The 13,652-nt window shown below is 55.2% G+C and carries 13 protein-coding genes; 2 read left to right on the top strand and 11 right to left on the bottom strand.

Features of this window, described 5'->3' with window-relative positions; translation table 11 throughout:
• Positions 1–11: 11 nt before the first annotated feature.
• The 9 genes from gldM to lipB all read right to left on the bottom strand — a co-directional run bounded on the left by gldM (position 12) and on the right by lipB (position 9,528).
• Entirely contained in the window at positions 12–1,592 is a 1,581-nt protein-coding gene (gene gldM / locus ACP7AJ_RS01980; protein WP_426058505.1) for a gliding motility protein GldM, read from the bottom strand.
• 48 nt (positions 1,593–1,640) lie between these two features.
• A complete protein-coding gene (gene gldL / locus ACP7AJ_RS01975) occupies positions 1,641–2,414 on the bottom strand; it encodes a gliding motility protein GldL (RefSeq protein ID WP_426058504.1) in 774 nt (257 codons plus the stop codon).
• Between the two features lie 125 nt (positions 2,415–2,539).
• The gene (locus tag ACP7AJ_RS01970; RefSeq protein ID WP_426058503.1) at positions 2,540–3,559 is read right to left on the bottom strand and encodes an SUMF1/EgtB/PvdO family nonheme iron enzyme; all 1,020 of its coding nucleotides are present in this window, start codon (positions 3,557–3,559) and stop codon (positions 2,540–2,542) included.
• 247 nt (positions 3,560–3,806) lie between these two features.
• Complete coding sequence (locus tag ACP7AJ_RS01965; protein WP_426058502.1) at positions 3,807–4,802, bottom strand: PorP/SprF family type IX secretion system membrane protein; 996 nt, start codon at positions 4,800–4,802, stop codon at positions 3,807–3,809.
• A gap of 166 nt (positions 4,803–4,968) precedes the next feature.
• A complete protein-coding gene (locus ACP7AJ_RS01960) occupies positions 4,969–5,799 on the bottom strand; it encodes a uroporphyrinogen-III synthase (protein ID WP_426058501.1) in 831 nt (276 codons plus the stop codon).
• A gap of 80 nt (positions 5,800–5,879) precedes the next feature.
• Positions 5,880–7,010, bottom strand: coding sequence for a DUF4271 domain-containing protein (locus ACP7AJ_RS01955; RefSeq protein ID WP_426058500.1), 1,131 nt, complete (start codon positions 7,008–7,010; stop codon positions 5,880–5,882).
• A 65-nt stretch (positions 7,011–7,075) separates the two neighbouring features.
• Entirely contained in the window at positions 7,076–8,164 is a 1,089-nt protein-coding gene (locus tag ACP7AJ_RS01950; protein WP_426058499.1) for an MraY family glycosyltransferase, read from the bottom strand.
• Between the two features lie 76 nt (positions 8,165–8,240).
• Positions 8,241–8,657: a hypothetical protein gene (locus ACP7AJ_RS01945; protein ID WP_426058498.1), complete on the bottom strand. Its 417-nt coding sequence runs from the start codon at positions 8,655–8,657 to the stop codon at positions 8,241–8,243.
• Between the two features lie 52 nt (positions 8,658–8,709).
• On the bottom strand, positions 8,710–9,528 hold the full coding sequence (lipB, locus tag ACP7AJ_RS01940) for a lipoyl(octanoyl) transferase LipB (protein WP_426058497.1): 819 nt from the start codon (positions 9,526–9,528) through the stop codon (positions 8,710–8,712).
• A 200-nt stretch (positions 9,529–9,728) separates the two neighbouring features.
• Between lipB and ACP7AJ_RS01935 the strand changes: the two genes are divergently transcribed.
• The gene (locus tag ACP7AJ_RS01935; protein ID WP_426058496.1) at positions 9,729–10,088 is read left to right on the top strand and encodes a YraN family protein; all 360 of its coding nucleotides are present in this window, start codon (positions 9,729–9,731) and stop codon (positions 10,086–10,088) included.
• A gap of 21 nt (positions 10,089–10,109) precedes the next feature.
• On the opposite strand, the gene ACP7AJ_RS01930 is transcribed toward ACP7AJ_RS01935, so the two are convergent.
• Positions 10,110–11,141 carry a toxin-antitoxin system YwqK family antitoxin gene (locus ACP7AJ_RS01930; RefSeq protein WP_426058495.1) on the bottom strand — a complete coding sequence of 344 codons (1,032 nt, stop codon included), beginning with the start codon at positions 11,139–11,141 and terminating at the stop codon, positions 10,110–10,112.
• A gap of 135 nt (positions 11,142–11,276) precedes the next feature.
• Entirely contained in the window at positions 11,277–12,095 is an 819-nt protein-coding gene (locus ACP7AJ_RS01925; RefSeq protein WP_426058494.1) for a cyanophycinase, read from the bottom strand.
• 172 nt (positions 12,096–12,267) lie between these two features.
• On the opposite strand from ACP7AJ_RS01925, the gene mgtE reads away from it, so the two are divergent.
• Complete coding sequence (gene mgtE / locus ACP7AJ_RS01920; RefSeq protein WP_426058493.1) at positions 12,268–13,647, top strand: magnesium transporter; 1,380 nt, start codon at positions 12,268–12,270, stop codon at positions 13,645–13,647.
• Positions 13,648–13,652 lie beyond the last annotated feature (5 nt).

Below are 13,652 nucleotides of genomic sequence, written 5' to 3'. Positions count from 1 at the left end.
GGCCGAAAATATTACAACAGCGGAACGTTGAATTGCTTGGAGATATTCACCTCCTCAACATTGCCTTGGAAGTTGAGGCGCTGCACGCCTTTCACCTCGATGTAGATACGGTCGCCTTCGCGGTAAGCATTCACAATATCGCTGAGGTCGGCCGATGGCCCACTAACGGTCCGGGGCTGTATGGCGGGGCGACGGCCACGCACCAGCGTAACCTCGTAGCTCGAAACACGGTACTTTGCGTCATCGGGCAGGAAGGTTGCGAAACCAGCGTCAGGAATAGCACGCAGGGTCATGTTGCGTACAGCAGTACCAGGAGTGCCCTGCTTCTCGTTCACCGGACGGCCACCTACGAAGCACTCAATTGTGGGCTTGGGGATGGGACGTACCTGGAAGGTCTGCGAGCCAATGGCATTGCCATCGCTGCTTACGTTCAGGGTCACTTCTCTAGAGTTCGGCACGAGCGTTACATCGCCTACTTTGCTGCCAGGCAGAACCGAAGCACCCGAAGCTGAGAAGCTTGGCTTGTACTGAGCACCCAAGGCTGGAACTGAAACGCTCAGCTTGTTGCCGCACTTAAAGTACAGAGCCTGCACCGAAGCCGACTGAATCTGCATCACAGGCTTGGTAATGGTGTAAGGCACCTTCACCGTAAAAGTGGTGTCACGGCCGTTCTGGTTGAAGCGGATGGTACCTGTCCACGAGGCTTTGGCATTGCCAGAAGCGTCGAAGGAACCAGGGCGAGCCGTAAACTCTACCTTGCCTTTGCCATCGGGGCTTACTGGCAGAGGGCTGCCATTCAAAGTCATCTTTGGGCTAATGCTCGAAGCGGAAGCAGTCAAGAACAACTCCGCCTTGTACTTGGTACCAGCAGCTACAGTGTTAGACTCAGCACTGGCAAAAGCGCCAATTTTGTCAAACACAATTGTCTTCGCACCTACTTTTTCTGCCTGTTTTTGCAAGGCTTCAGCTTCCAATTCAAGAATCTCGGTTTCTTTCTGCGAGATAGTTGCCAAAGCAGCTACTACCGGAGTGTTTTCGAAGTTAAGCTCGGCGAAGTTCTTAGTGCGCTGGGTCTTATCCGTTACGCGGGGGTCCTCTTTAGCGTCAAGTGCCAAGGGAGCAGCATCAGGAACGAACTGCTTCATGTATTGAGCGTACTCGTTCAATTTTGGCTGCAGCGAAGTGTAAGCAATGCCGTTCTTTTTACCGCCGAGCATGGTGATAGCCACCTTGTCTTCACCGCTCATATTTTTGAACTCGGTGGGGGTATTATCCGTAGCCTTATACAGCTGCTCACGAATGCCACGTAGATAGGCAACCATTTCTTTGGTCTTCTGGCGAATTTCCTCGCTTTGGGCCAACACAGCTTTATCACGAGCCGTATTCTGGTTTTTCGTCACAGCAGCCTGTATACCCTTTACGGTACCATCGGCAGCTACCGATGTCTTATCATTGACGCTCAGCAAGCTGTCGTCGATGAATTTGAACTTCAGCAGAATCGCTGAGTTCACTTGGAGCGCCAGAAGAGCGGTTAGCACGAGGTACATCATGCCAATCATCTTCTGCCGCGGGGTTTCTTTTCCGCCTGCCATTATCTGTTTCCTCTAATATGGGATGAAGAACTTAATTCTGCCTAATAATTAGGCTTGGATAGGGGCGCGCATAGCGTTCAGCATGTTGCCGTAGACACGGTTGAGCGAGGTCAGGTTGCTCGTCAGGTCAGATACCTGCTTCTGGAACTGCTCGGTGTCTTTGCCAGCCTGAGTCATGTTGTCCATGGCCTTGCTGAGGGTGCCGTAGAACTGGTTCATGGACTTGAGGTGCGTGTTGGCATCCTGCAGTTCCATTTCGTACACTGCATTCAGTGCGCCCAAGTTTTTGGTTACATTCTGAACCTGCATGTGATACTCCTTAGCATCGGAAGTAGCATTCGACATGGCCGAAATGGCTTCTACCGTATTGCCATAAGCAACGTTGATTTTATCGAGTGAATCAGCGGCTGTGCGCACCTTCTTGGTGTATTCGTCAGTCACGTTTGTAGCCTCGCCCAGCTGCGACAACTGCGACGTGGTGGTGCTGAGGCGGTTCAGGCCCTGGCCTAGGTTGGTGAGGGCTTCGGGGGTTACGTTAGCATTCTTCAACATATCGTCCAGCTTCATGGTCAGGCCTTTAGCTGAGTTATCGGTCGAGAAGCTCGAATTACCTGTAGAGGGGTCGTATCCTTCGCTCAATTCGGGATAAACGAGCGACCAGTCGTGCTCCTTAGCCTGGGGCTGGAAAGCGCTTAGAGCAAAGATGAGGGCTTCGGTGCCCAGACCTACGATTAGCATAATGTCGGCACCTTCCCAGTGCTGAATTTTGAATAGAGCACCAATAATTACAACTGCTGCGCCGAGGCCATAAACTTTGGGCATCAACGTATCGTAGAGAAAACTTCCTTTAGCTGCCATGAGAATTTAACTTTGAAAGGGGGTTGAAGAAGGTGATGAAGGGAGGGTGTTAATTAGATAGTGGCGTCAGCCGTTTGAATTGATATAACCTAGTTTAGCGAACTGTTGGAACCCATGCCAATCTGAATCATCGAGCAACGGAAGCCGATGTACGAACGAGCGGAGTCCTGATATTCATAGTTGCGGGTGCCGGTTTCGAGGAAATACGCAATGTCCTTCCAAGAGCCGCCACGAACCACTTTCCGGGGTTCGTTATCGTCCGGGTTGGTTGGGTTCAGGTCCCATACAACTGGCACCGAAGCCTCCATATAAGCATCATCACACCACTCCGACACGTTGCCGGCCATATCGTAAAGGCCGAAATCGTTAGGAAAGAAAGAACCTACTTCCGCTGTGTAAGCAAACCCGTCAGAAGCATAATCGCCGCGGCCGGGCTTGAAGTTGGCCAGCATGCAACCCTTGCTATTGCGCAGGTAAGGACCGCCCCAGGGATAGGTAGCCAAGTCGCGTCCACCGCGAGCGGCGTATTCCCACTCAGCTTCGGAAGGAAGACGGAAGTTGGGGTCGTTGGCAAAACCACTCTCTTCCCGTGCTGCGTTCCGGAACTTGGTGCGCCAGTTGCAGAAATATTTAGCAGCAAACCAATCGACACCTACAACCGGATAATCGTCAAAGGCAGGGTGTGTATAGTAATATTCTAACAGCGGGTCACCCATGTGATAGGTAAAATCACGCACCCAAACCGTAGTGTCGGGGTAGAGCTCCGTCATCACATATTCTTCGCCCAATACATCAAGCGAATCCTGCTTGATGGCATCCATGAACTGACGGTACTCGTTGTTAGTGATTTCCGTCTCGTCCATATAAAAGCCGGCGATAGTCACCTGCTTATTCATATTTACCATAGATGCGGAGATATCCTGGTCGGTCTGGCCCATATGAAAAGTACCACCGGGACAGGGCACCATGCCGAAGGGAACCTCTTGGGGGTTGAATATAGGACGGTCATCAGAACCAACCAGTTCACCCTGAGGTCCTTTTCCGAAACCACACCCACCCAATAATGCTCCGGAGATAGCGAAAAGGGATACTGCTAGAAGCTTGTTCATGAGAGTTTAAAATTCTGTTTTAATTGCCAATACCGTTAAAGTACATTTGGATGGGCTGGCAAATCTACACTTTTTTAGGATGCTGTGCAATACTTGATTTTGTTTGCGCCCGGCCAAATCAGGGGTAAACACGCCGAATGGCCCAAATAGCTTGATTAACCCGTTTATCGGCCATGAGGCCGCCTAAAATTTATCCTAACTTTAAATAAAAATGGTGCCCAATAGGCAAGATTAGAAAATAGGAGAATTAGAAGCTATAGCGGGGCGTGCGAATTGCTGGACGGGTAATAAGACCTGGCTTGGGCAGGCGGTAAGAGAGCATAATTTCGTGCGAGCTGAAAGCCCGGGCTTCCTGATTGAAAGCAATAAAGTCGAAGGCATAGCCCAGACGCATGGCATTATCCTTTGCAAAGCTTAGGCCAAGGAGGCCTGAAACAGATTCCTCGTGGCGGTAATTGACTCCCGCCCAATATTTGTCATCGATAGTAGCACGAACGCCTCCTTCAAAAGAGTAGTTCTTTGGATTAACAAATTTGGTGCTACTGGAATACTTTCCTGGCAACACCGCCTTCATCAAGACCATTGGCGTCACAACAACGGAAGAAGTAGCATCTATATTATAGCCAGCTGTAAAATACGCATGATTTTCGGCCAAGTACCGGCTAGGAGTCCCTTCTGTACCCCCGCTTTTAAATGAATATTCCGAGCGCAGAAGGTTGTTGAGGCTGATGCCTGTATAGAATTTCGGTGCTTCGTACCATAAACCTGCACCGACATCGAACTTGTTGTCGGAAGCATTCTTGGGCACGTTGATGTCTTCGGGGTCGATGGCAATGTAGGTGCCCTTGCCCAGGTAGGTATAGAGGCCTTGAATGCCAATGCCAAGCTTACCAGACCCCAGCTTGACGTGCTGCGAGTAAGACAGGGCCGCGTTGGTCATCTTCGACATGCCCGCTTGGTCGTAATAGACCGAGAGGCCAACTCCACCGCTAACAGCAAGGATGGGTAAAGAAACGGTCATCAAGCCCGTGCGGGGCGAGCCATTGGCATCGCCATACGTGCCGTAGTTATAGTACTGATAACGCCCAATCAACAGTGCTTCTCCCTGACCTTTGATGCCTGCATACGCCGGGTTCAGATGCATGCCGTTGAGCCCATAATGGGTAAACTGAGGCTGCTGCTGAGCCGCCGCAGAACCCGCCGCAACAGCAAGAAGCAAAGTCGCAAGAATCGTTACTTTCATGAGGCGGGGTGGCAGAATTGGAAGAAGGAAAACGCCCGGCGCGGGAGGGGGTGGGTGCCAGGGCGTTAATACCTTCCAAATGTAAGCCAAAAACAGTCGCCAAAAAATTTGCACAAAAAAACCGGCGCACGGGAAGGTTGCGCCGGTTCTCAGTCTGTTATACTCTCTAGACGCTGGGATTAGCGTTTTTCGAACTTGTTTTGCCTACATCTGTGAGCGAGTGACGCCGAATGTAAGCCTCAATGGCGCCCGTCATGGACGGCGCGTTAGGGTGAGGGGCCTCAATGTCAAGAATTAGCCCTGCGTCTACGACTGCCTTGGCAGTGGTGGGACCAAAGGCCGCGATGCGGGTCCCGTCCTGCACGAAGTCGGGAAAGTTGATAAACAGCGAGCTAATGCCGGAGGGGCTAAAAAACGCAATGCAATCGTACTTCACATCCGAAAGGTCAGACAAGTCGCTGGCTACGGTGCGGTAGATAACTGCCTCGGAGAATTTCAGGTTGTTGGCCCGCATAAACACCGGGAGGTCATCCTTTCGGATGTCGGAGCATGGGTACAAGAACTTCTCACCTTTGTGCTTTTTGATGACATCGAACAAGTCTGCAGCGGTGCGCTCACCGACAAAGAGCTTGCGCTTGCGCAGCACAATGTATTTCTGGAGGTAGTTAGCCGTTTGCTCGGAGATACAGAAATACTTCATTTCTGCGGGCATCTCCAACTTGGCTTCCTGGCAAATCCTGAAGAAATGGTCGACAGCATTACGGCTAGTGAAAATCACCGCCGTAAAGTCCAGAATGTTTATTTTGTCGCGCCTAAAATCCTTGTAGGATACGGGCTGTACCTCAATGAATTCCCGAAAGTCGACCTGGATGCCGTATTTGTCGGCAATGGCGAAGTAGGGGGATACGTCGTTGGTGGGCTTGGGCTGGGTAACCAGGATACTAGTGATGCGCTTGGCATGCCGGCCTGTGCCCGGCTTATCTGCACTTTCGGCCATACAGGAGAAGAAAGGGTAATGCTAGGACAATAAGGAAAGGAGAAATGTGCTAATACGAACAGGGTAGCGAGCAACGCCAATTAGTAAGTAAAAACAATAAGTTTAAGCAATACCAACAGAGGCAGAACTTCGGTAGCACAAAGGTAGGCAAACAAATGTAGATTTAGCAGTGAAGCATGATGATGCAGCGTGCGGGCAACTCGCAGAACAGTACCAATTAAAACAATACCAATGGCTCCACTGGCCGCCCAGGCCACGGTGCTAGGATAGCTACTGTTGAGGCTAAGGTAGAGCAGCAGCACCAGCGGGAGAAACAAGCCGGCTAATAGAGTGGTTCGCAAAAACTCGCGGTACTGAACGTTGACAAGGCCTTGTAGGCCAAAGATGTAAGCCATGATGCCAACGTACAGATACTTGCCAAATACGAAGGTGGTGATGATGGCAGTATAGAGCAGAACGCGGGCCACGATGGCAGTTTCGGGCACATTGAAGAAGCGGCGCAGTAGAGGCAGATTTTGCAGGTCGGTGTGAATGGCGGTGAGGAGCAAGCCAAACGACAAAGCAAAAAGGATTACCAGCAACAGGTTAAGCAAGGAAAAAGCCGGCTTGGCCAAAAAGGCCTGCTGGTCGCCGCCGTTGCCAAACAGTTCCTCAATTTGAAAGATGCGGGCCAGGCCAGGCTGGTACGTGGAGCGTATGGCCCCGTAGGACAAGCCGAGCACCAGCAAAAAGCTCAGATAAACGTTTTGCCCCTGTGGCCCCGGAAGCCGGGGCTGGGCGCGCCCAACGCGCACCTCGGGCTGGCCGCCGACCGTGCCAATGGTAGCAACTCCGGAAAAGGAAGCCAGAGCCGGCGAGCCGTCGGGCTGCCACACCGCCAGCAAGTGGCGGCCGGCCTCTAGCTGAGCCGGCATCAGTTGGGCGATATCGAGGGAGTAGGTGGTGGCGGTTCGGGCGGTGAAAATGAGTTGATTATCCAGAAACAGGCTCAGGCCAGGCTGAGCAGCGAAGGACAACGGGAAAGGCTGGTTGCGCTCTATTTGCACCCATTGGTAGTAAACATGGGCGGGTTGGTGGTAGCCGGGCAGGTAGAAGATGAGGCGATTGCGGGCGACGTCGTGTATGAGCCAGTCGGCGGAAAGAGCTGTGGGCGAAGCGGGCGGCAATTGGCGGTACTCGCTGCTCCAGGCGCAATGCCCCATGGCCATCATTGCCAGCAGTAGGCTGCAAGTGAGCAACCACGAACTACGCAAAGAGCCCCCAAGTGCCATGGCAGCTACGACAAGTTTGCTTTTTCGACCGTCAGAAGCTGACGGCGGGAAATACGACTTTGGTATACGCCAAAGAAAACGCTCAACAATGCGGAGAAGACAGCCAGCGCCACGATAAGCACCGTGTTGCCGAGGTCCGCAAACCGAATAACGAAGAGAATGACGATAATATTGAGCAAGCCCAGTAGCAGCACCGTGCTGATTTGCTGAAAGCCCATGGCCAGAATGCGGTGATGGATGTGGTTTTTGTCGGGGGCGAAAGGCGAGCGGCCGGCCAGCATGCGCAGGGAAAACACCCGCAATGTGTCGAACAACGGCACAAACAAAATGCCTACCGCCACCGACGGTGCCGACGAACCGAAAGGCGCACCCACCCGGAGCCCCATCTCAATGAATTGAATGGCCATCACCGACACGATGAACCCGCACACCAGCGAGCCCGTGTCGCCCATAAAAATGGGAGCCCGATGGAAGTTATACCGCAAAAACCCGAGCAGGCCTCCAATGAGGCAGACCGCTACAAAGGAGTAGTTGCCATAAGACGAGCCGCCATAGGCGTAGAAGTAATAGCCAAATGTACCACTGACAATCAGAACAATGGTGCCCGCCAAGCCATCCAGACCGTCGATGAGGTTGATGGCGTTGGTGATGCCCACGATAACGCCCAGGGTGAAGGCGTAGCTGATGCCAACGGGCAAAGTGTGAATGCCGAGGATGCCCTGAAAGCTGGTGATGCGAACATCGGCCATTATCATGACAATGCCGGTAGCCAGTAGCTGACCTACGAATTTTTTTGACACCGACATGCCGACTAAGTCATCCTTGAGTCCAACAAAGAACAGGATGATGCAGCCAGCCAGCAGCTCCTTGGCGCCGTTATCGAGGGGCGCGAAGATGGTGAGGGCCGACATGAAGCCGGCGAACACCGCTACGCCGCCCAAGCGGGGAGTGAGCGACTGGTGCACGGTACGCCCATTGGGAGTATCGAGCATGTTCTTGAGGTGGGCAATGTAGATAATGGACGGAACCGCGAACAAGGACACGAGAAAGGCCCACATCCAGGACAAGCTTAAGGGAATATCGTAGTTATTCATAGATAATAGTTGGAGCAGAAGGGCGTAAAAAACCGTAGATGGAGACACAGCCCGCCCCCGGGGCAACGGCGGCTACTTAGCTGTGCAATACCCCAACTTTATCAAGAAGGGCAATGTGCGTGAAGTTCTCGGGCATAATGGAGTCGGGCACGAAAATGAATCTTTTGTCGAAAATCTGGGGTCCTCGGTAGTAACTCACCCAGTATTGATTGTTGAGGTGAAACAAAGACGAATCGATGGGCTCGACGGGCACGGCGGCGTGGGCCGGCACTTCCTCAAATAAGTAGCGCAAGGTGGAGGTGCGCACCTTTTCGCCATCCTCCCGCTGGCCGTAGCCATTGGCGTTGATGATGACGTTCTGCAGCGGGAAGGAATTATGGTTGAGCAGATACACCTGCCAGATGGACTGACCCTCGGGCGTACGAGCCCCGTCGTCGGGAATTACGGCTACGGAAACGCCTTCTACAGGGTCAAAAACGATGTCTTGTTTCACAAAAGCACGGATTTAGTCGGATAAAACTGATTGCACGGTTTTCTTATCAGGCTTATGTTGCCAGGCTGGGTGCATTCGGTGAAATGGCGGGGTTCTGAGCGTCCAGTAGTTCAAAGAGGTGAGGCAGCAGGCGCTCCTGAACCTCGGGCACCGACACAGCCTGCCCCAACTCTTGTGCCAAGGAAGTGACGGCCTTGTCGGGGATGCCACAAGGCACGATGTGGCCGAAGTAGCTGAGGTCAGGATTGACATTGAGGGCGAAGCCGTGGAGGGTAACCCAGCGGCTGCACTTCACGCCGAGGGCACATATTTTGCGTGGGTTGGGCGCACCAGCTTCCCAGTCGAGCCACACGCCGGTGAGGCCAGCAATGCGCCCGGCTTGCAGCCCGTATTCGGCCAGCGTCCGAATAACGGCTTCCTCGAGCACGCGCAGGTACCAGTGGATATCGGTTCGGAAGTTGTCGAGGTCGAGGATGGGGTAGCCCACCAGCTGGCCGGGGCCGTGGTAAGTGATGTCGCCCCCGCGGTTGATGCGGTGGAAGCTGGCTTGGTGGGCGGCTAGGGCGGCATCGTCGAGCAGCAGGTGTTCGGGCTTGCCGCTTTTGCCCAGCGTGTAAGTGTGCGGATGCTCGCAGAGCAGCAGGTGATTGGGGGTGGGGGCCAGCGCTGCCCCGCTGGTTTCGGCCTGGCGGTTTTGCGACTTTATGGCGAGTGTGGCCTCCATCAGAGCTTCCTGTAGCTGCCACGTGGGCACATAATCCACTAACCCCAACCGCTGAACGTGCAAGGCACGGTTAAGCACAGAGCCGGCGTCGTCGGAAGGGATGGCGTCGAGCAGTTGGGGCGCGAACTGTTCTACAGAAGAGGCCATAAGCGTGGATTGATGAAACGGGACGCAAAGGTACTAAGCGCCGTAAGCTTTAGCCGATGCCTTCTCTTTGATGCGCTGCTTCTTCGTTGGCGCTGGCGCTGTGGAGCCCCGGAAAGTTGTGCGGGCGGCGGGGTAGCTTGCAGCCGCACTCACCTCCTCTGGCTCTGCGCTCTGCTCCTACTTATCCGGATTTCTATCTCATGGCACACGCACCCCACGAATTAGGCCGAGCCGGCGAAGTTGCGACCGCCGAGCACTACATGGCCCTAGGCTACGAGGTATTGGCGCGTAGCTACCGCCAGGGCCGCGCCGAAATAGACCTGGTGCTACGGCGCGGCCGTGAGTTGCTGGTTTTTGTGGAAGTCAAGACCCGCTCTTCGGCTCAGTACGGGCCGCCTGAGACATTTGTATCGGCCCGGAAGAAGGAGTTGTTCCGGCTCGCGGCCACCCACCTGCAAGAGGAACTGGATTGGCGCGGCGACATCCGCTTCGACATTGTGGCGCTCACCTTGCTTGCCCAAGGCTTTCGCATCGAGCACTTCGAAGATGCGTTTTATTGAGGTGTCGCAAGTCCCCCTCCCCTACTTGCGCTTTGTGGCCGCTTTGGGGGCGGCGCGGGGTGCTGCCTTGCGCTGGGCAGGTCTGTCCTCAACTTCGGGCTGGCCGCGCTTGTCGATGTTCTTCTCCTTGTCGTAGATGAGCACAAAGTTGCGGTTGTACTCCCGAATTAACTCAGGCTCGGTTACTTCCGGGTCGTAGCCCGACTCGCCGTACTGGTACTCGTAGTGGCGGCGGCCGCGAAAGCCCCAATACTTGGTCCAGACGCCCACGCGGCGGCCGTTTTCGAACTGGCCGCGCCAGTCGGGCTGGCCATTGATGAGGAACTTGGCGTAATCGCCTTCCAGCTTGCCGTTCACGTAAGGCACCACTTCGTTGATGAGGCTACGGTCTTCGCCGTAGTAGCTCACGTTGGCGTCGCGCGGGAAGCCCATTTCGTAGTGCACCTTGGTCAGCAGGACACCGTTTCTATCGAACCGCTCCCAGCGCAGATGCCGGGTACCCAGGGCGTAATAGCCGGTTTCAATGACCTTGTTGTTTTGGAGCTTCTTATAGGGGCCGTGCAGGATTTTGAGGTTGGAGATATCTTCCTCAATGGCGGCCAGCTTCAGAATTTTGCGTTTCTTGACGTCGTAGTAGTAATGCGCCGGCGCGTAGGCGTTGAGCGGCATCGGGTACTTGAGGAAGTAGAAAACCTCAATAATCTGGTTGCGACCCTTGGGTCCCGACTTGGCAAAGCCGCGTTTGATTTTCTCCCCAAGAAAGACCTTCTTTTTCTTCTTGGGTTTGCGTTGGGCTTCCTTCTCGGCTTCTTTGGCAGCGCGCTCTTGCTCCTTGGTGATAACGACTTTGCGGGCGGTGCTTAAGGGCTTGCCGTTGAGAGAATCGGCGGTTCGGGTGAGCGTGTCGGCCCCGAGAACGGCCATAGTGGGCTGCTCGGGGTTACTGTTAAAGGAAATGGCCTTGCGCGTGCATGCCCATGGAAGCAGCGTGCCCAGCACCAACGCCAGGCCCAGGAAACGTAGCGGCCTGAGCCACAAACGAGAAATACGCATGAAGAACACGGAATGATTTCGCGGCATCAACGCAAAGGTAGGCCGGTTTGGTGCCCGTTGGAATAAGGAACCGGGGAAGGCGCGGGTGAAAGAACATGTGGGCTGACGCGCACAGCCTCTTACTTCCTGTTAGGCTTACTTCATTACTTGCCGCGTAGCGAGGTCGAGCTGCTGGCCGGCTACCAGCAAGTGAACCTGGAGACCATGGGCACTGATAATCTGACCTTCGGCCAAGCCGGGCAGGTTATTGTGCGTGAGCTGGGCCGCATCAACAACGACGACGACTTCATCGCCAAAAACCTCCATGGGCTGCCCCGCACGCACGATGACTCCTGTTTCCTCGCTCAGCCCAATGCCCAGCAAATCGGGCTGGGCCAGGGCGGCGTGCATAAGGCGTGGGTAGCGCCCGCGCTCGGCGAAGTGCTGGTCGAGCAGCACGCCCGGCAGCAGATTTAAGCCGGGTTTTACATCGATGTTGCCCTTTTTCAGGCTGCGCCAACCATGCCCGTAGACCAGCATGCATTCTGCTATGGCCGAAGCACCGGCGCTGGTTCCCGCCACGATGAAGTTCGGCTCCTGCTGGTATTTGGCTTTGAGAATGGCCAAGAATTCAGTGTTGAGCAGAAAATCGGTGAGGCGCTCTTGGTCGCCGCCGCTCATGAATACGAGCGTGGCCCGGCGCAGGCGCATGAGTGTGGCCGGGTCATCGGCCGGATGGTTCTCATCGACCTGCAGGTGGCGCACGTGAGGACAACCCAGCTGGTGCAAAGTGTGGGCGTAGGCGGCAGCAGTGCGCGCGGGCTGGCGCCGGGTGGCCGTGGTGAGCACCTCTATGGTGGCGGAAGGACCAGACCCCATGCTGGCCAGCAGGGTCAGCATGGGGTCGTCGTCGCCGCCACCGAGCAAGACCAGGGTGCCGCGGGGCGCGTCAAGGGAAGTAGAATCAACAGGCATTGGCGCAGATTTGGGAGCAGCGGCAGGGTAGCATTTTGCCCTAGCAGGGCTTTATCCCCTTGCCTAACGGTATTTTTTGGCCTGAAGCTACGCTTTAGCCCTACTTTTGTACAGTCGGTCTTTCCTTTCACCAGCCCGCTTGCCTAGCGAAGCATCTCCGCCCCCTCTTTTCATGCAGCCGCAGACCGTGGAAACCATCACGTCCCTGATTCAGGAGGGCGAATTTTTCAAGTTGAAGCAGGTGCTTCGCGAGTTTCAGCCGTCGGAACTGGTTGCGCTTATTGAAGAAGAAGAAGAACGGGAGCAGCTCATCATTTTTCGGCTGCTGCCGCTGAAGCTGGCCACCGAAGTGTTCGAGTACCTCGACCTGGAGATACAGCGCCACTTCCTCGATAACCTGGCCCAGGATAAGATGGCCGACATTCTCAACGAGATGTCGCCGGATGACCGCACCACCCTGCTGGAATTCCTACCGGCCAACTTCGTTGCAGAGTTGGTGCAGAGCCTCTCGGAGGAAGAGCGCAAGGTGACCTTGCAGCTGCTGGGCTACCCCGAAGAATCGGTGGGACGCCTCATGACGCCCGACTACATTGCCATTCGCGAGAACTGGACGGTGCAACAGGTGCTCGACTACATTCGCCAGCACGGCGGTCAGTCGGAAACGCTGAGCATGCTGTACGTGACCGATGCGCAAGGCGTGCTGATGGACGACATCCGCATTCGGGAGTTTCTGCTGGCCGCGCCCACGGCCCGGGTGCGCGACCTGATGGACCGCCGCTTTGTGCAGCTTATGGCCGACCAGGACCAGGAAGAGGCCATCGACGTGTTTCGCCGCAACGACCGCAACGCCCTGCCCGTGGTCAGCGACCAAGGCATTCTGCTGGGCATTGTGACCATCGATGACATCCTGAGCATTCGCGAGCAGGAAGACACCGAAGACATGCAGAAGCTGGGCGGCTCCGAAGCCCTCGACGAGCCATACCTCGCCACGCCCATGCTGCGCATGGTGCAGAAGCGGGCTGGCTGGCTGGTTATTCTGCTGATTGGAGAGATGTTTACGGCCACGGCCATGGGGTATTTCGAGGACGAAATTGCCAAAGCCGTGGTGCTAATGCTGTTTATCCCGCTCATCATCAGCGCGGGCGGCAACGCCGGCTCCCAGGCTACCTCCCTCATCATCCGGGCCATGAGCCTGGGCGAGCTGAGTTTGGGCGAGTGGTGGCGGGTGATGCGCCGCGAGCTGGCCACGGGCCTGATGCTGGGCGCCATCCTCGGCTTCGTAGGCTTGATGCGCATTCTGCTGTGGTCGCAGCTGTTTCCGGGCGAGTACGGGGAATACTACTGGCGCATCGGCTTCACAGTAGGCTCGTCGCTGGTGGGTATTGTGCTGTGGGGTTCGCTGTGCGGCTCAATGCTGCCGCTCTTGCTCAAGCGCCTCGGGGCCGACCCGGCTACTTCGTCGGCGCCCTTCGTGGCCACGCTGGTCGACGTGACGGGCGTAATCATTTACTTCGCTTTTGCGCTCCTGTTTCTGCGCGGCACCCTGCTCTAGTCGCT

Origin of the sequence: Hymenobacter sp. B1770 (assembly GCF_049896385.1) — a bacterium.
Classification (GTDB): Bacteria; Bacteroidota; Bacteroidia; order Cytophagales; family Hymenobacteraceae; genus Hymenobacter.
Note: the sequence above shows the minus strand (reverse complement) of the source record. Positions and strands in the feature narration are given on the sequence as shown.

What these genes read in the sequence shown, in the direction of transcription:
- lipB (WP_426058497.1), bottom strand. Translation starts at nt 9,528, where the DNA reads ATGGCCTCTTCTGTAGAACAGTTCGCGCCCCAACTGCTCGACGCCATC.
- ACP7AJ_RS01950 (WP_426058499.1), bottom strand. Translation starts at nt 8,164, where the DNA reads ATGAATAACTACGATATTCCCTTAAGCTTGTCCTGGATGTGGGCCTTT.
- gldM (WP_426058505.1), bottom strand. Translation starts at nt 1,592, where the DNA reads ATGGCAGGCGGAAAAGAAACCCCGCGGCAGAAGATGATTGGCATGATG.
- ACP7AJ_RS01925 (WP_426058494.1), bottom strand. Translation starts at nt 12,095, where the DNA reads ATGCCTGTTGATTCTACTTCCCTTGACGCGCCCCGCGGCACCCTGGTC.
- ACP7AJ_RS01930 (WP_426058495.1), bottom strand. Translation starts at nt 11,141, where the DNA reads ATGCGTATTTCTCGTTTGTGGCTCAGGCCGCTACGTTTCCTGGGCCTG.
- ACP7AJ_RS01935 (WP_426058496.1), top strand. Translation starts at nt 9,729, where the DNA reads ATGGCACACGCACCCCACGAATTAGGCCGAGCCGGCGAAGTTGCGACC.
- ACP7AJ_RS01965 (WP_426058502.1), bottom strand. Translation starts at nt 4,802, where the DNA reads ATGAAAGTAACGATTCTTGCGACTTTGCTTCTTGCTGTTGCGGCGGGT.
- ACP7AJ_RS01970 (WP_426058503.1), bottom strand. Translation starts at nt 3,559, where the DNA reads ATGAACAAGCTTCTAGCAGTATCCCTTTTCGCTATCTCCGGAGCATTA.
- ACP7AJ_RS01955 (WP_426058500.1), bottom strand. Translation starts at nt 7,010, where the DNA reads ATGATGGCCATGGGGCATTGCGCCTGGAGCAGCGAGTACCGCCAATTG.
- mgtE (WP_426058493.1), top strand. Translation starts at nt 12,268, where the DNA reads ATGCAGCCGCAGACCGTGGAAACCATCACGTCCCTGATTCAGGAGGGC.
- ACP7AJ_RS01960 (WP_426058501.1), bottom strand. Translation starts at nt 5,799, where the DNA reads ATGGCCGAAAGTGCAGATAAGCCGGGCACAGGCCGGCATGCCAAGCGC.
- gldL (WP_426058504.1), bottom strand. Translation starts at nt 2,414, where the DNA reads ATGCCCAAAGTTTATGGCCTCGGCGCAGCAGTTGTAATTATTGGTGCT.